Origin of the sequence: Proteiniphilum sp., assembly GCF_034331125.1 — a bacterium.
GTDB lineage: Bacteria > Bacteroidota > Bacteroidia > Bacteroidales > Dysgonomonadaceae > Proteiniphilum > Proteiniphilum saccharofermentans.
In genome coordinates, this window is sequence record NZ_JAXQGC010000048.1 from 16591 (window position 1) to 32306 (window position 15716).

The 15716-nt window shown below is 44.1% G+C and carries 15 protein-coding genes and 1 tRNA gene; 9 read left to right on the plus strand and 7 right to left on the minus strand.

Annotated elements, in window-relative coordinates; translation table 11 throughout:
- Positions 1 to 260: 260 nt before the first annotated feature.
- Positions 261 to 683 carry a helix-turn-helix domain-containing protein gene (locus U2P89_RS11860; protein WP_092027652.1) on the plus strand — a complete coding sequence of 141 codons (423 nt, stop codon included), beginning with the start codon at positions 261 to 263 and terminating at the stop codon, positions 681 to 683.
- 237 nt (positions 684 to 920) lie between these two features.
- Here the strand turns inward: U2P89_RS11860 and typA are convergent, their stop codons facing one another.
- A complete protein-coding gene (gene typA, locus U2P89_RS11865) occupies positions 921 to 2723 on the minus strand; it encodes a translational GTPase TypA (RefSeq protein ID WP_322191491.1) in 1803 nt (600 codons plus the stop codon).
- Between the two features lie 239 nt (positions 2724 to 2962).
- Between typA and U2P89_RS11870 the strand changes: the two genes are divergently transcribed.
- From U2P89_RS11870 to U2P89_RS11885, 4 genes are all read left to right on the plus strand, one after another.
- Positions 2963 to 3325: a MarR family winged helix-turn-helix transcriptional regulator gene (locus tag U2P89_RS11870; protein WP_076931057.1), complete on the plus strand. Its 363-nt coding sequence runs from the start codon at positions 2963 to 2965 to the stop codon at positions 3323 to 3325.
- Between the two features lie 63 nt (positions 3326 to 3388).
- Positions 3389 to 5857 carry an FAD-dependent oxidoreductase gene (locus U2P89_RS11875; protein ID WP_322191492.1) on the plus strand — a complete coding sequence of 823 codons (2469 nt, stop codon included), beginning with the start codon at positions 3389 to 3391 and terminating at the stop codon, positions 5855 to 5857.
- Between the two features lie 44 nt (positions 5858 to 5901).
- Positions 5902 to 6198, plus strand: coding sequence for a rhodanese-like domain-containing protein (locus U2P89_RS11880; RefSeq protein WP_313382101.1), 297 nt, complete (start codon positions 5902 to 5904; stop codon positions 6196 to 6198).
- Between the two features lie 281 nt (positions 6199 to 6479).
- The gene (locus tag U2P89_RS11885; protein ID WP_175456820.1) at positions 6480 to 7253 is read left to right on the plus strand and encodes an energy transducer TonB; all 774 of its coding nucleotides are present in this window, start codon (positions 6480 to 6482) and stop codon (positions 7251 to 7253) included.
- An 84-nt stretch (positions 7254 to 7337) separates the two neighbouring features.
- Here U2P89_RS11885 and U2P89_RS11890 read toward each other — a convergent pair whose 3' ends face one another.
- The 6 genes from U2P89_RS11890 to rpmH all read right to left on the minus strand — a co-directional run bounded on the left by U2P89_RS11890 (position 7338) and on the right by rpmH (position 12378).
- Positions 7338 to 7958 (minus strand): hypothetical protein, encoded by a 621-nt coding sequence (locus U2P89_RS11890; RefSeq protein WP_313382102.1) that lies wholly within the window; start codon positions 7956 to 7958, stop codon positions 7338 to 7340.
- Positions 7959 to 7968: 10 nt separating this feature from the next.
- A complete protein-coding gene (locus U2P89_RS11895) occupies positions 7969 to 9117 on the minus strand; it encodes a 1-acyl-sn-glycerol-3-phosphate acyltransferase (RefSeq protein WP_322191493.1) in 1149 nt (382 codons plus the stop codon).
- Positions 9118 to 9143: 26 nt separating this feature from the next.
- Positions 9144 to 10136 (minus strand): D-alanine--D-alanine ligase, encoded by a 993-nt coding sequence (locus U2P89_RS11900; protein ID WP_322191494.1) that lies wholly within the window; start codon positions 10134 to 10136, stop codon positions 9144 to 9146.
- A 161-nt stretch (positions 10137 to 10297) separates the two neighbouring features.
- Positions 10298 to 11374, minus strand: a complete 1077-nt coding sequence (locus tag U2P89_RS11905) for an RluA family pseudouridine synthase (RefSeq protein WP_091908507.1) — start codon at positions 11372 to 11374, stop codon at positions 10298 to 10300.
- A gap of 10 nt (positions 11375 to 11384) precedes the next feature.
- Positions 11385 to 12050, minus strand: a complete 666-nt coding sequence (locus U2P89_RS11910) for a PASTA domain-containing protein (protein WP_322191495.1) — start codon at positions 12048 to 12050, stop codon at positions 11385 to 11387.
- Positions 12051 to 12231: 181 nt separating this feature from the next.
- Entirely contained in the window at positions 12232 to 12378 is a 147-nt protein-coding gene (gene rpmH / locus U2P89_RS11915) for a 50S ribosomal protein L34 (protein WP_076931049.1), read from the minus strand.
- A 372-nt stretch (positions 12379 to 12750) separates the two neighbouring features.
- On the opposite strand from rpmH, the gene U2P89_RS11920 reads away from it, so the two are divergent.
- The 4 genes from U2P89_RS11920 (at position 12751) to gyrB (ending at position 15714) form a co-directional block, all read left to right on the plus strand.
- Positions 12751 to 12822: transfer RNA gene (locus tag U2P89_RS11920), tRNA-Glu, on the plus strand.
- Between the two features lie 36 nt (positions 12823 to 12858).
- Complete coding sequence (gene rpsT, locus U2P89_RS11925; RefSeq protein WP_076931048.1) at positions 12859 to 13113, plus strand: 30S ribosomal protein S20; 255 nt, start codon at positions 12859 to 12861, stop codon at positions 13111 to 13113.
- Between the two features lies 1 nt (position 13114).
- On the plus strand, positions 13115 to 13420 hold the full coding sequence (locus U2P89_RS11930; RefSeq protein ID WP_076931047.1) for a Dabb family protein: 306 nt from the start codon (positions 13115 to 13117) through the stop codon (positions 13418 to 13420).
- 335 nt (positions 13421 to 13755) lie between these two features.
- Complete coding sequence (gene gyrB / locus U2P89_RS11935; RefSeq protein ID WP_322191496.1) at positions 13756 to 15714, plus strand: DNA topoisomerase (ATP-hydrolyzing) subunit B; 1959 nt, start codon at positions 13756 to 13758, stop codon at positions 15712 to 15714.
- The last annotated feature ends 2 nt before the right edge of the window (positions 15715 to 15716 follow it).

The window sequence follows — 15716 nt, forward strand, 5'->3', positions numbered from 1 at the left end:
CTGGAGGTTACTTTTGCACGTGGGCCGCAACGTAGAGAAAATCGGCAGGTATGGATACCGGATTATAGCTCTTTTTACAATGGTGCAAACTTAGGGGATCAGGCAGGGGTATTTCAACACTTTTGGTTGTTTAACTTCAGGTAAGAGGAGTAAAGTACAATTATAATGGAATAAAATACAACGCCGTATAAAGATATTTTTTGTATTTTTGTTGGTTAAGGAGTTACTATGTTTCATCTTTCAGCACAAAACAAACAATTATGGAAACAACTTACAGGGTCAACCGGAAACATCTGGGATATAACGTGAAACGTCTTCGTGAAATACTGGGTGTGAAACAGGAGGATCTGGCGGAGAGGCTGCACCTGACACAACAATCGGTATCCAAGCTCGAGAATAAGGAGGATCTGGATAATGAAACGCTGGAGAAGATAGCCAATGCGATGAATATCCCTTCGGATGCCATAAAGAATTTTACCGACGAGGGAACAGTACATATTGTTTCGAACACCTTTTCTGGTCATTACTCGGCATTATATAATAATGCCACGATCAATAACCCAATTGAGAAGATCGTGCAGTTGTATGATGAAAAAGTGGAGCTGTACGAGCGGATGCTTCAATCGGAGAAGGAGAAGGTGGCTTTGCTGGAAGAGTTGCTTCGGGATAGACCGAATATCTGAAGAAAGGGGGATTAGATATCTCAATAAGTTATAGGGCAGGGTCTGTTATACTTTAAAAAATTGACTCTATAATTTTATCAACCATTTCAGTAAAATAGGGTTCCCGTATCTTTCCTAATTTACATACATAGTCTTGAATAAAAAAGTTAAAATGATGATTCTTAAAGTTTTTCAACTTGTTCTTCGTTTTACTTTTTGGTGAAATCCATGCATTTCATCTGTCCCGGTTATTTTATTTCACCCTTTCTTCGCTGCCCGCTTGCGGTCGTTATCATCCAGCAGTATCTTGCGGATACGCATGTGCTTGGGGGTAACTTCCACATACTCATCTTCCTTGATGTATTCCAACGCCTCTTCAAGGCTGAAGACGATGGGCGGGGCCAATTGCGCCTTGTCGTCGCTTCCCGATGCACGCACGTTGGTTAGTTTTTTTGATTTGGTGACGTTGACCACCAGGTCGCCTTCCTTGTTGTGTTCGCCTACCACCTGTCCTTCATATACATGTGTCTGCGGTTCAATGAAAAACCGCCCCCTGTCCTGTAGTTTGTCCAAAGCATAGGCATAAGCATTTCCCGACTCCCCGGCGATGATAGAGCCGTTCTGCCGTTTTTCGATGTTTCCTTTCCAAGGCCGGAATTCCAGAAAACGGTGCGCCATACTGGCCTCTCCGGCGGAGAGGGTGAGCACGGTGTTGTTCAGCCCGATTATACCCCTGGACGGGATCACGAACTCCATGTGCATACGGTCGCCCTTGTTCTCCATGGTGAGCAATTCTCCCTTGCGGCGGGTGATGATATCGATGATCTTGCTGGCCGATTCTTCGGGGAGGTTCACCGTGAGTTGTTCCATCGGCTCATGTTTTTCACCGCCAATCTCCTTGATGATCACCTGGGGTTGGCCCACCTGCAACTCATATCCTTCGCGACGCATGGTTTCGATCAGTACGGAGAGGTGTAGTACGCCCCGCCCAAAGACGATCCATGAATCGGCACTGCCGGTCTCCTCTACACGGAGCGCCAGGTTTTTATCCAGTTCCCGCATCAACCGTTCATAGATATGCCGTGAGGTCACATACTTACCGTCCTGCCCGAAAAAGGGAGAATTGTTGATGGTGAACAGCATGGACATGGTGGGTTCGTCGATAGCGATAGGATCGAGTGGTTCCGGTTTTTCCAGGTCAGTAATACTGTCACCTATATCAAACCCCTCAATCCCGATCAGTGCACAGATATCCCCGGAGGTCGCTTCGTCCACTTTTACACGTCCCAATCCTTCGAAGAGATTCACCTCCTTGATACGGATTTTTTTGATGCTCCCATCCCGTTTGCTGAGCGCGTAATCCTTGTTGGAGGTGATACTGCCGCGGTGCACACGACCCACGGCGATACGACCCACATAGTTGGAGAAATCGAGAGAAGTGATCAGCATCTGTGGAGTTCCTTCCAACACTTTGGGTGCGGGGATATATTTGATGATCGCGTCGAGTAGGGGAATTATAGTGCCGGATGGTTTTTTCCAGTCGTCGGACATCCATCCCTGTTTGGCGGAACCGTAAATGGTGGGGAAATCGAGTTGCTCTTCGGTTGCATCGAGGCTGAACATCAGGTCGAACACATTCTCCTGCACCTCTTCCGGGCGGCAGTTAGGCTTGTCCACCTTGTTGATCACCAGGATGGGTTTGAGACCAATCTCCAGCGCCTTCTGCAATACGAAGCGGGTTTGGGGCATAGGGCCTTCAAAAGCGTCGACCACCAGCAGACAGCCGTCCGCCATGTTGAGCACGCGTTCCACTTCACCACCGAAGTCGGCGTGGCCCGGGGTGTCGATAATATTTATTTTAACGTCGTTATAACGAATGGATACATTTTTAGATAGGATGGTGATACCCCTTTCCCGTTCCAGGTCGTTGTTGTCAAGGATCAGATCTTCTGTTTGCTGGTTATCTCTGAAGAGATGGCCTGCCATCAGCATTTTGTCCACCAAAGTGGTCTTGCCATGGTCTACGTGGGCAATGATGGCAATATTTCGGATATTCTGCATGTAAAACAATCTTTTAGGGGTACAAAGATACGGATTTTCAGCGAGAAATTCATTATATGATTTATTTTTATAGACCAAAATATTTACCTACCCCCCATGAGGCATATGTAACCAGAGGAAAACCGAAAAATGAAATATTGATCCCAAATCATTTATTTGATTTTATAATTGAAAAACATTTGGAAGTTTGCTTGAAAAATGTTTCCTTTGCAAAAATTTTGTAGTAGCAATTATTTTTAATGGAATCAATTTGCAGGTTAAAGGACATATATAAAGCGCTTTATGCTTACGAAAAACAATTCGCAGAGAAGGCCGGCATCACTATCAATGAAGGAGCTTTGCTTTGTTGCATGAAAGATGGTAAGCCGAAATCTGCGAACGAATTAGCAGATTTTATTGGATTGTCCGGTTCAAGGGTATCGCGTATTATCCACACTATGGAAGAGAAAGAATTTATTTTGCGTGAGATAGGGGTATCCGACAAACGCCAGATGATTTTTACACTTACCGACGCCGGGAGAAAGAAAATAAGCGAGATGAAAGGATTCAATATAGACGTGAATTCTTTGATAGGCAAATTGACATCTATTGCAGGGGGATAAAAAATTTATCCAAATTGTTGCTATTGACAAATATGTATATCGACAATTAATTAACACATAAATATGAAGATTATCATTATCGGGGGAGTGGCCGGCGGGGCTACTGCGGCTGCACGTCTTAGAAGACTGGATGAGAAGGCTGAAATTATACTATTTGAGAAAGATGGATATGTATCTTATGCCAATTGTGGATTACCGTATCATATAGGTGGTACGATAAAAGAACGGGACGAACTGTTTTTACAGACGCCGGAAGGGTTTAAAAGCCGCTTCGGAATAGATGTACGTATCAAATCGGAGGTTGTCGCGATAGATGCAGTGAGGAAAACCGTTACCGTGAAGGATCTGGGTACAGCCACGCAGTATGAGGAAGAATACGACAAACTGGTTATTTCAACCGGAGCAAAACCCATAAAGCCGACGATTAGCGGGATAGAGAACGAAAATATTTTTTCACTGCGGAACGTGCCAGATATGGACCGGATCAAATTGTTTATCTCGGAGAAAAATGTATCATCAGCAGTGATTGTCGGGGCAGGTTTTATCGGGCTTGAAATGGCTGAGAACCTCAAAGAAGCCGGACTGTCAGTGACGGTAGTCGAGCAGGCCGACCAGGTGATGGGTATCGTTGATTATCCCATGGCGGCTATGGTGCATCAATATCTTCGTACGCGGAAAATCGATCTCCTGCTGAAAGAAAAAATTACAGCGTTCGAACCGGATGGAAAGTCTATTGTTGTAAAGACAGAAAGCAGGAAATCTATCCCGACAGATATGGTAATTCTGAGTATCGGGGTAACGCCCGAAAACAGTCTGGCCAGGGAAGCAGGACTGGAAATTGGCAGTTTGGGAGGAATACAGGTCAACGATTATATGCAGACATCCAACGCCGATATCTATGCAGTAGGAGATGCTGTGGAAGTGAAAAATCCGATTACCGGGCAACCTGCGCTTATTCCGCTTGCCGGTCCGGCCAATAAGCAGGCAAGGATTGCTGCCGATAACATCATAATGGGAAACAGGCGTGTGTACAAAGGTACCATCGGGACTTCTATTGCCAAGATATTCGATATGACGGTTGCTTCATCCGGAGCTTCCGAAAAGTTGCTTTCGCGGGAAGGAATGGAATATATGACTTCAATCAGTCATGCCGGTTCACATGCCGGATATTATCCCGGCGCTTTACCCTTGACCGTTAAGATCAATTTTGCACCCGACGGGAAACTGCTTGGAGCACAGGTTGTAGGGTTCGATGGAGTGGATAAACGGATTGATCTGTTGGCACAAGTGATCGGCAACGGTGGATCTATTTACGACTTACAGGAGATAGAGCATGCTTATGCACCGCCGTTCTCCTCGGCTAAAGACCCGGTAAATATGGCAGGATTTATTGCTGAAAATATTCTCACAAATCGTGTCAAAGTTATCCACTGGAGCGATATGCTGGAGGTGGAATCTGACGCTATGATTCTTGACGTAAGGACAAAAGAGGAATTCGAATTCGGGCATATAGGGAATGCTGTGAATATTCCTGTGGATGAATTGCGGGACAGACTAGCCGAAATACCTGTAAATAAGCCGATTTATGTGTACTGTGCAGTAGGATTACGGGGATATACTGCTTCGCGTATTCTTTTGCAGCATGGATATACTGCCGTGTACAACCTGTCGGGAGGATATAAGACCTATTCATGTGTGCAGCAGGATCAACGAAGTGTCGGCGGAGATATAGGCGTTGAATGTGATTTCTTTCCTGTGATCCGTGATGACGGGGAGATAAGGGTTGAATCGGAGAAAAAGGTTGTTGTGGATGCATGTGGGTTACAGTGTCCGGGACCCATCAGGGAGTTAAAGAAACATTATGATACCCTATTATCAGGGCAACAATTGACGATAAAAGTAACCGACCAGGCGTTCGGGCAGGACTTAAACGCCTGGTGTAATATGGTGGGCGCTAAACTGATTGATATGGATCATTCGGGAGGTGTTATCACTGCGACTGTCCAAAAAACAGAACCCCAAAATATTTCTATTCCCGGTAAAGGTACTCCCATGAACGGAAGTGATACAAAAACGTTGATTGTTTTCAGTGATGATTTGGATAAGGCATTGGCTACCTTTGTGATTGCCAACGGTATGCTGGCTGCAGGGAAAAAGGTGAGTATATTCTTTACCTTCTGGGGGTTAAGCGTTATCAAGAAGCAAGATAAACCGGCCGTGAAGAAAGATGTGGTTTCCCGTATGTTTGGAATGATGCTTCCTTCTCATAGCCAAAAGCTGGGATTATCCAAAATCAATATGATGGGTGCAGGCAGCAAGATGATGAGGTCTGTGATGAAAAATAAACATATCGATAGCTTGGAGAACCTGATGCGGCAAGCCATAGAAGGTGGTGCGGAATTAATTGCCTGTTCCATGTCGATGGATGTGATGGGGATACGGAAAGAAGAGTTGGCTGACGGAGTAACCATTGGTGGAGTTGCCACTTATCTGGAAAGAGCAGAACAGTCGAATATCAATTTATTTATTTAGAGTTTAAACCGTTTATAATTTAACAAACATAATAATCATTTATAATGGGATTTTTTAGTAATGTATTCAAATTGACGGGTAAGGCCGAATTAAAAGAAAAGATTCAAAATGGCGCGGTGTTACTGGACGTGCGCGAAGTGGAAGAATATAAATTAGGTCATGTCAAGGGCTCTGTCAACATCCCGTTGTTCCTTCTACCGACTGAGATGAGCCGGTTGGACAGGAATATTCCTATTGTGGCTGTTTGTCTTAGTGGTGCACGAAGTGCCCAGGCTGTGAATTTACTGAAAAGTCAAGGATTTGAAGCGTACAACGGTGGTGGATGGCAATCGTTTAAGTAAGAATACAGACTGGAATAAGCGTTATTCCCTGGAGGAATATGTGTATGGAAAAAATATAATTCAACCCAAATTATATCGGTATGATTCCTCTACAGATATGAAAATTTAAGATCAATGCGAATTTTTTCCTTTGGGAAAACCATCGGTTTTTTATACCTTTGCTTCTGAATCAAAAATAACACATTTCAGAGCATATTAGTCAGATGAGTATACCCAAATTTCTCTTTGTTTTTTTCGCATGCATTTTTATTGGAGGTTTTGTTGCGGAACATTCAGTTGTTATGGCACAAGATGCGCCGATTTCGAATAGTGACAGGATTTTTGAAGAGCCCGATATAATACCGATATATCCGGGAGGCACTTCGGAGATGCACCGTTTTATTGCAAATACGCTGAAATACCCGGAGGATGCGAGAGAACGCAAGGCGCAGGGATTGGTAGTATATACCTTTGTAGTAGAGAAAGACGGTACCCTTTCCAACTTTAATATTATCCATCGTGCAGATCCATTACTGAACGAAGAAGCATTACGAATTTTGCAGGCTATGCCACCCTGGCGCCCCGCAAGGCATAAGGGAGAGATTGTGCGCTCTGAAACATATGTCCCCATGTATTTCAGGCTCAATCAAAATGCAATTGCATCCGGTAAACCAGTTCAACCTGCCCGTAATTATTCTAAGACAAAACCGGAGATCATTGAAAACAATACTATTTACACCATAGTGGACAAGATGCCCCAATACACCTATGGTGAGTCGGGGTTGTCTGCTTTCATTGCACGTAATATCCGTTATCCGCGTGAGGCCAGACAGGAAGGTATTGAGGGAAGAATCCTATGCTCATTTATTGTAGCCAGTGATGGTTCTATTTCCAATATAGAAGTGGTGGATGGGTCGGATAAGGCGCTCAATGAAGAAGCTATCCGCGTACTGGGACTTATGCCGAAATGGATACCGGGTGAGAATAACGGCGAGAAAGTGCATGTGAAATGTCTTCTGCCAATAGACTTTGTAATAGATGAGGATCCCATCCCGCCTTTGACCAGTAACGAATAGTTGGTGGAAAAGCCTAAATTAGGTGCCTGGGTGAGAACGGAAAGTAGAAAGATAACAAAAGCTGCGGATTGGGATTCGCGGCTTTTATTTTAACTCCAATTCAAATATACGCATTCCGGTATAGGTGTTGATAAAAAGACGAAAAGGGACAGGAGAGCCGCTTGTTGGTTTCTGCAGGTCGGAGAGCAGAAAAGAGGCATACATCATCCTGGGATATCCCGGAGGGTCGTTCTCGGAGGAATGGCTGAAATAGAGGTCTGCCGATGAAGAGGAATGATCCCGGAATAGTGCGACTTTGTGCGGTACATTGAGGTATTCAATCTCCAGGATCAGGTTGAGCCAATCTCCACCAACCCATACACTTTGTATTTTCACCGGATCATCTGAATAATTTTGAGGGAAACCTTCTGCTTGAATGCTACCGGTAAATATATTAGATACGAAGTTGATTTTAATGGCATCTCCTCCAAGTGGGACGTAATTGAGAATCACGCGTTGCCCTTCTTCCCCGGAATAATCTTTTACTTCTTCAGGAATAAGTAATCTGCCGTTGTCGAGCCTGAAACGGTACTTTGAGTTTTCCTTTACCACCGTAGCGAACTCTACAAGGTAATCGTCCATCCTTCCCGGATCTTTTTCACATGAGGAAAGAAGGAGGATCAGTAAAAATACCAAAAAAGTAGCTGTATGGCTATGACCTCTCATTGTATAATTATTATGCCTCCAGATGATTTTTAACTGTGTTACCGTACATCTCGATCATTTTTCCACGCAAAAAATCATCGTCTCTGTTGGCGATATTTATTTTCTCAATCTGTTTTTGGAGATAGGCATTGAATTTCGACACATCTTCATCCGTATACTGCGATGAGAATCGTCCTGTACCGGTCATTAAATCGTATGCTACCCAATTGAACGGGAAAAAAGTATAATTGCGGTAAATCTCCCGGTCGATAATCGAGGCCACCTGTTCCAGTAATTCATTCCTGCCGGTTGCCGCAGGGATCTCCCGGATAGCCTGGTCGATGCAGGTGCCGAAACGGAATGTGACACGCCCCTTGAATCCCATGATACCGGTGTACATATTTTCTATATCGTCGGCTTCCGTTTTTCTGTGCCCGGGATTATCACGCTTGAGCTGGAACTCTTTGGCTTTCAAATAGTCGCAAGGATCCAGCTCATAGGAGATAGAAAGGGGGACGATATGCAGGTCTTGTAATGCTTTTGCCGGGTCGGAGCTGTTATACAGCGTGAGCATCTTCAACAAGCTCACTTGTGTTTTATCGTTCGAATCCTTTGCACGCCCTTCGCGTTGGGCGATCCATGCCGGTTGTGCCCTCCGGTTTACCGTATCATAAATATATTCCGAGAGATGTTTCGATACTTCCAGCATCTGGCGTACAGATACACCCCGTTTCACGATAAAACTCTTGTTAAGGCGCACCAGCTCTTCTATCCATGGGTAGATAAGCAAATTGTCGCCAATAGCTATCTCGGTGGTAGGCTTTTCCTTATCGACCATAAGCATATTCAGAAAAGCGGCGTCCAGTACGATATCACGATGGTTGGAGATAAAAAGGGTTCCTATGCCTTCGGGGATATTCTCCCATCCTGCACCGCTCATATCGGCAGTGGTTTTAGCGATCAGTTGTTTCATGGCCGGATAGATGATATAACGCTGAAAATCGTCCTTGGTTCGGCATTGGCTCATTACTGCCGTAAATTGTTCCCACGGAAGGGGTTTTACGAAGGCTTCAGCTGCACGCCTGAAGTAACTGTTGGCAATGAGTCTCTCGATTGTTTCCGGGACGTTGCTGTCGGGAATGGGGCAGATATCATTGAATCGGTTCATTGTCTCTGTCATAATATTGTTAGGGGTTAAAAAGATTTCTATTTTTCTATTTGACTGAGTTCTTTTTCGATAATTCCAGTGATAATATTCGTCATTGAAAGTCCTGCCGCATTTACCTGTTGGGGAATAAAACTGGTGGCGGTCATTCCCGGTGTGGTGTTCACTTCCAGAAGAACGGGCATGTCTCCGACCAGGATATAATCTACCCGGATGATTCCTTTTGCACCGATCAGACGATATATTCTTTGGGTTTCCTGTTGAATAGCTTTGGTTATCTCTTCGGGGATCCGGGCAGGGGTGATCTCTTCTACCTGCCCATTGTACTTGGCGTCGAAGTCGAAAAATTCATTGGTGGTGACCACTTCCGTCAGGGGGAGTACCGTCATTCCTTTGCTGTCCTCGAAGCAGCCGCAGGTTACTTCTGTCCCTTGCAGGAAACTCTCGATAATCACTTCGGGTGCTTCCCGGAAAGCCTCTTCAACAGCAGTTTCGAGTTGTACCCTTTCTTTTACTTTTGTGGTGGCAAAACTGGAACCACCCAAATTGGGTTTCACGAAGATAGGCAATCCCAGCCTGGAGATAATCTCGTCCGGTTGGTAGGGGTCATTTTTCCGCAAGAGTATTGAATCGGCCACCTCTATTCCGAAATTTTTCAGGAAATTATTACAGATAAATTTGTTGAATGTCAATGCTGATGCCAGCACGCCGCAGTTAGAGTAGGGGATACTCAGCATATCGAAATAGCCCTGGAGTGTTCCATCTTCGCCGGGAGTACCGTGGATAGTGATATAGGCGAAATTGAACAGGATACTTCTGCCGTTGCCATCCGTAAAACTGAAATTATTTTTGTCGACCGGATAAAAACAACCCTGATCTTCCACTTCCACTTCCCATGAGGTGCGGTCTATCCTGACCTTGCAGACATTGTATTTTTCCTTGTCTATAAAGGAGTAAATACCGGCAGCACTCTTTTCGGATATCACTATTTCCGAAGAGTAGCCTCCCCACACAATGGCGACATTTTTTTTCATTATTTCAAGAATTCAAAATTTAAGATTTAAAATTCAAGATTTGGCTTACACCGATTGTTAATTGACACGTCGATTGCTAATTCAGATCCCAAATTCTAAACCGTCAGATTATAAAATTGTTAAATCAACAAACCTTTCCACCTTTCCACTTTTTCACCGAATCATCTGGCCACACTACTATAGGCTCTCCACTTATCGATGACCGACTGCATATCTTCCGGGATATCGCTTTCAAAATAGAGCTCTTCTCCTGTGGTAGGATGTACAAAACCTAATGTTTGTGCATGTAGACATTGCCGGGGACAGAGAGCGAAGCAATTGAAAACAAACTGCTTATATTTCGCGAAATGGGTGCCGCGAAGGATTTCATTACCTCCATAGCGTTCATCATTAAACAATGGATGTCCTATCTGTTTCATGTGAACACGAATCTGGTGTGTACGCCCTGTCTCTAACCGGCATTGTACTAATGTTACATAACCGAATCGTTCCAGTACGCTGTAGTGGGTGACAGCCGGTTTGCCGTGATCACCGTCGGGGAAGACACGCATACGCATACGGTCGTTCGGGTCGCGCCCGATATTACCCTCTATTGTTCCGTGGTCGTCCGCCGGATTCCCCCATACCAAAGCGGCATACATACGCTTTGTCTCTTTACGGAAAAACTGTCCGGAGAGGTTTGTTTTGGCTTCCGGGGTTTTGGCTACCAGCAGCAGGCCAGACGTATCTTTATCGATCCTGTGTACCAGACCGAGTCTCGGATCATCCATGTTACGGATATTATCCCGGTTCAGATGATATGCTACGGCGTTGACCAGGGTCCCGGTATAATTTCCGTGACCGGGGTGTACTACCATGCCGGCGGGTTTATTGATCACCATCAGAACATCATCTTCATAGACAATGTTAAGCGGGATATCTTCAGGTATGATCTCCAGTTCGCGTCTGGGACGATCCATCACGATAGAGATCACATCGAGCGGTTTTACCTTGTAACTCGATTTTACCGGTTGCCCGTTCACCAGGATACAATCAGCTTCGGCTGCTTGTTGAATACGGTTTCTGGAAATCCCTTCTATCCTGACAGACAGAAATTTATCGATTCGCAGCATATTTTGTCCCTTATCTGCTACAAACCGAAAATGTTCGAATTTCTGATTTTCGTCCCGGGACCCTTCTACTATTCCATCGTCATCCTCAGATAAAAAATCGATGTCGTCCAAATTCTGTTTCGTCACAAGTAATCTGTTAGAAAAATGAATCGTCTATAGCTCCATCACCTCCCGGTTGAATGCCGTTGCCCTCACTTCTCTCCCCCGGAGGGACGATATATTCGTTGTCAATCCTCAACGAGTCAGCCAATGCACCACTGGTGACAATCAGTGTGAGTGGCGAACCGCCAGGTATTTTTTCATCAGGCGCCAACCTTTTTCCTCTATATTCCACAGCTACTACCAAGCCGGAATATTCCGCAGGTACTTCCTGGATCGAGAGCTGGGTGAATCCCATTGAATTGAGTAGCGCAGAGGCCTGACGGATAGAGTAGTCCGTTAATTCCGGTATGGCAATCATCTGAGGATTCTTGGCGTAAATCGTCAAATAGATGGCGCGTCCCTCCTTCACTTTATTTCCGGCTTTGGGCCTCTGATCAATGATTGCTCCCGGTACGGCATCGCGCTGATAAATAGAGTCCACGATCTCGGCGTGGAGACCTTTGGCCCTGAGGATAGTATTTGCTTCTTCTATCTGGAGGCTTTCCAATGAAGGCACAACCACATTTTGTCCGTGTCTTGTATAAACGTTCAGGAGCAGTAACGCCAGGACAACCAGAAGTATGCCGCAAATTATGATCATCAGCAGATTTTTTACAATACTGTTGCTGAGGATAGATTTTTTAGTTTGTTTTTTACTCATAACAATCGCGCGTATAAGTGTATAAGCATATACGGGATACAAAAGTACAAAAAATAATGAGAGTGGGTAGTTGTGGTATGGAAAAAGAGAGGTGAAGAACCCGAAGAGATATATGGTGGCCACCTAACAAAAAGACAGGAATAAGTCAACCCTATTCCTGTCTTTTTAAAAGATACTGTCTTTAATATTCGTCTGACACGGTAAGTTTGGCCCTGCCTTTTGAGCGACGGGCAGCAAGTACTTTCCTTCCGTTTTTGGAAGCCATTCTGGAACGGAATCCGTGTTTGTTCTTTCTCTTTCTGTTAGAGGGTTGGAATGTTCTTTTCATACAATTATTTTATTTTTTTTATTTCCGTTGTTCTTTATATATAGATGTAAGCCCGGTTGGATTTAAGCGCTTCTCCTGTGACACCTTGCCCTTCCCGGTTTGTCCATTTCCTGATAAACAAGGTCTCTTCTCTATGGGAGACTTCATTTTACGGGCTGCAAAATTAGATAAAATATTTGAAAGAACCAATTCGATATGGGATAAAAATACTTTTTTTCTCTTTTTCAGCCCTTTGGGCAAATTGCGGAAAGAAAATGAAAAGAAAAATGAAGAAAATTAAATGAAAAGTTTTGCGCTTTCAGAAAAACGTTCTATATTTGCACCCGCAATTGAGACAGCAAGATCTTTAACAATAGGGTTCACGCCCGAAAGGGCCCATTCGTCTATCGGTTAGGACGCAAGATTTTCATTCTTGAAAGAGGGGTTCGATTCCCCTATGGGCTACAATATTAAAAAAAATAAACATACGCGTCAATAGAAATGGCAAATCATAAATCATCTGTAAAGAGAATCAGGCAAACCAAAGTTCGTCGTCTGGCAAACAGATACGTTTCGCGCACTACCAGGAATAAAGTGCGTGAATTACGTACGCTTACTTCCAAAGAGGAAGCCCAGAAGATGTATCCCGAAGTTTGTTCTATGCTCGACAAGCTGGCTAAGAAGAATGTGATACACCAAAATAAAGCCAACAACCTGAAGTCGAAATTGGCTTCTCATGTAAACAGCTTGAGTTGAGATGATAAGGCACTTGGTATTCTTTAAGTTGGCTGAAGAGGCTGAGGGGAATGCTAAAGCGGAAAACATTCTCATAGTAAAAGAAAAACTGGAGGCATTAAAAGCGGTGATTCCTGTGATCAGGAAGATAGAGGTTTTCTCGAATCATCCACTGGCTTCTTCTGAAAATTATGATATTGTGCTCGATAGCGAATTTGACTCGCTGGAAGATTTGAAAACTTATGCCGGACATCCTGAACATTTAAAAGTAGGGGAGTTTATTGGAAAAGTGAGGATTGGAAGAGCAGCCATTGATTACGAGTTTTAGGATAGTGCTCCTCAAGGAATAATATGACAAAAGCGGACAACAGGTCCGCTTTTGTCATTTATAGGTTTTTTGGAAAGTCTTTGGCCTTGACATTGCTCTCGCTTAATCGTTATTTTAGCTTGACGCAAACGTTCACTAAAGTTAGTCGTTTGCTCGCTATGGCAAAATTCAAACAAGTTTGACTTTGCTCATTTAGCTTGACGCAAACGTTCTAAAAAAACAAAAAGGGGTTGGAAAAATGACTATTTTTTAGTACTTTTGTTCAGTCTTGAAAAAATCAGCAAATTTATTGTAGAAGTCTAATTCACAGGTAGTTTTAATATATATTGAAAGAAATGTCAGAAGAAGAGAAAAAAAATGGAAGTGGAAATTATTCTGCTCAAAATATTCAGGTGCTCGAAGGTCTTGAAGCAGTACGTAAGCGTCCTGCAATGTATATCGGGGATGTAAGCGAGAAAGGATTGCACCATCTGGTATCTGAAGTCGTCGACAACTCCATTGATGAAGCATTGGCCGGATACTGTACGGAGATCAATGTTACTATCAACGAAGATAATTCAATCACTGTAAAAGATAACGGACGTGGTATTCCGGTCGATTATCATGAAAAGGAAAAAAAATCGGCGCTTGAGGTAGTACTCACCGTATTACATGCCGGTGGGAAATTCGATAAAGGTACTTATAAAGTGTCGGGTGGACTCCACGGGGTGGGGGTTTCCTGTGTGAATGCACTCTCTATCTATCTGAAAGCCGAAATCCACAAGGATGGCAAGATCTATATGCAGGAGTATTCGAAAGGTAAGCCTTATGCCGATGTAAAAATTGTTGGGGAAACAAAAGAGAACGGAACGATTATCACATTCAAGCCGGATGATGCCATTTTCACCACATTGGAATACCGGCACGATATATTAGCGACCCGTCTTCGTGAATTGGCCTATCTGAACGCAGGTATCACGCTTACGTTGACCGATAAGCGAACTCCTAACGACGATGGTAGTTTTAAAATAGACCGTTATTACTCTGAAACGGGATTGGAAGAGTTTGTTCGCTATATCGACAAGAATAAGGAGTCCCTTATTCCCGAACCCATTCATATTGTGACGGAGAAAAGTGGCATTCCCATCGAAATCGCACTTACATATAACGATACTTACAATGAGAATATATATTCTTATGTAAACAATATCAACACCATCGAAGGTGGAGCACACCTCACCGGTTTCAGACGTGGTCTTTCGCGCACGCTGAAAAAGTATGCGGAAGATTCCAAAATGCTTGATAAGGTAAAAGTAGAAATTAGTGGTGATGACTTCCGTGAAGGGATCACCGCCGTGCTTTCCGTAAAAGTAGCCGAGCCCCAGTTTGAAGGGCAAACCAAAACGAAATTGGGAAACAGCGAAGTGATAGGGGCTGTGGATCAGGCTACAGGGGAGGCTTTGAGAAATTATCTGGAAGAGCATCCGAAAGAAGCAAGGGTGATCGTAGAAAAGGTTATTCTGGCTGCTACGGCCCGTCAGGCTGCACGCAAAGCACGTGAGATGGTGCAGCGCAAGTCGCCGTTATCGGGTGCGGGATTGCCAGGGAAATTGGCCGACTGTTCCAGCAAGGATCCGGCACAAAGTGAGATCTTCCTGGTGGAGGGTGATTCTGCAGGTGGTACCGCCAAACAGGGGCGTAACCGTATATTCCAGGCCATCTTGCCATTACGTGGCAAAATCCTCAATGTGGAAAAAGCAATGCCGCATAAGGTGCTGGAAAGTGATGAAATCAAAAACATATATACCGCTTTAGGTGTTTCTATAGGAACTGAGGAGGATTCCAAAGAACTCAATATCGAAAAATTGAGGTATCATAAAATCATTCTGATGACGGACGCTGATGTGGACGGAAGCCATATCGATACCCTTATTCTTACTTTTTTCTTCCGCTATATGCGCTTGTTGATTGAAAGCGGGTATGTTTATATTGCTACTCCACCTCTCTATCTCTGCAAGAAAGGTAAAATTGAAGAGTATTGTTACAACGACCAGCAGCGACAGGCTTTTATCAACAAATATGCCGATGGTAACGAAAATGCTATCCATACGCAACGTTACAAAGGTCTTGGAGAGATGAATGCCGAGCAGCTTTGGGAAACAACGATGAATCCCGAAAATCGTACCCTCAAACAGGTGACCATCGAGAATGCCGCCGACGCCGATGTTATCTTCTCCATGTTGATGGGTGAAGAGGTAGCACCACGCCGGGAATTTATTGAAGAAAATGCTACCTATGCCAATATCGATGCATAGAT

Coding starts and splice junctions, on each gene's coding strand:
- U2P89_RS11860 (WP_092027652.1), top strand. CDS start 261: ATGGAAACAACTTACAGGGTCAACCGGAAACATCTGGGATATAACGTG.
- typA (WP_322191491.1), bottom strand. CDS start 2,723: ATGCAGAATATCCGAAATATTGCCATCATTGCCCACGTAGACCATGGC.
- U2P89_RS11870 (WP_076931057.1), top strand. CDS start 2,963: ATGGAATCAATTTGCAGGTTAAAGGACATATATAAAGCGCTTTATGCT.
- U2P89_RS11875 (WP_322191492.1), top strand. CDS start 3,389: ATGAAGATTATCATTATCGGGGGAGTGGCCGGCGGGGCTACTGCGGCT.
- U2P89_RS11880 (WP_313382101.1), top strand. CDS start 5,902: ATGGGATTTTTTAGTAATGTATTCAAATTGACGGGTAAGGCCGAATTA.
- U2P89_RS11885 (WP_175456820.1), top strand. CDS start 6,480: ATGGCACAAGATGCGCCGATTTCGAATAGTGACAGGATTTTTGAAGAG.
- U2P89_RS11890 (WP_313382102.1), bottom strand. CDS start 7,958: ATGAGAGGTCATAGCCATACAGCTACTTTTTTGGTATTTTTACTGATC.
- U2P89_RS11895 (WP_322191493.1), bottom strand. CDS start 9,117: ATGACAGAGACAATGAACCGATTCAATGATATCTGCCCCATTCCCGAC.
- U2P89_RS11900 (WP_322191494.1), bottom strand. CDS start 10,136: ATGAAAAAAAATGTCGCCATTGTGTGGGGAGGCTACTCTTCGGAAATA.
- U2P89_RS11910 (WP_322191495.1), bottom strand. CDS start 12,050: ATGAGTAAAAAACAAACTAAAAAATCTATCCTCAGCAACAGTATTGTA.
- rpmH (WP_076931049.1), bottom strand. CDS start 12,378: ATGAAAAGAACATTCCAACCCTCTAACAGAAAGAGAAAGAACAAACAC.
- rpsT (WP_076931048.1), top strand. CDS start 12,859: ATGGCAAATCATAAATCATCTGTAAAGAGAATCAGGCAAACCAAAGTT.
- U2P89_RS11930 (WP_076931047.1), top strand. CDS start 13,115: ATGATAAGGCACTTGGTATTCTTTAAGTTGGCTGAAGAGGCTGAGGGG.
- gyrB (WP_322191496.1), top strand. CDS start 13,756: ATGTCAGAAGAAGAGAAAAAAAATGGAAGTGGAAATTATTCTGCTCAA.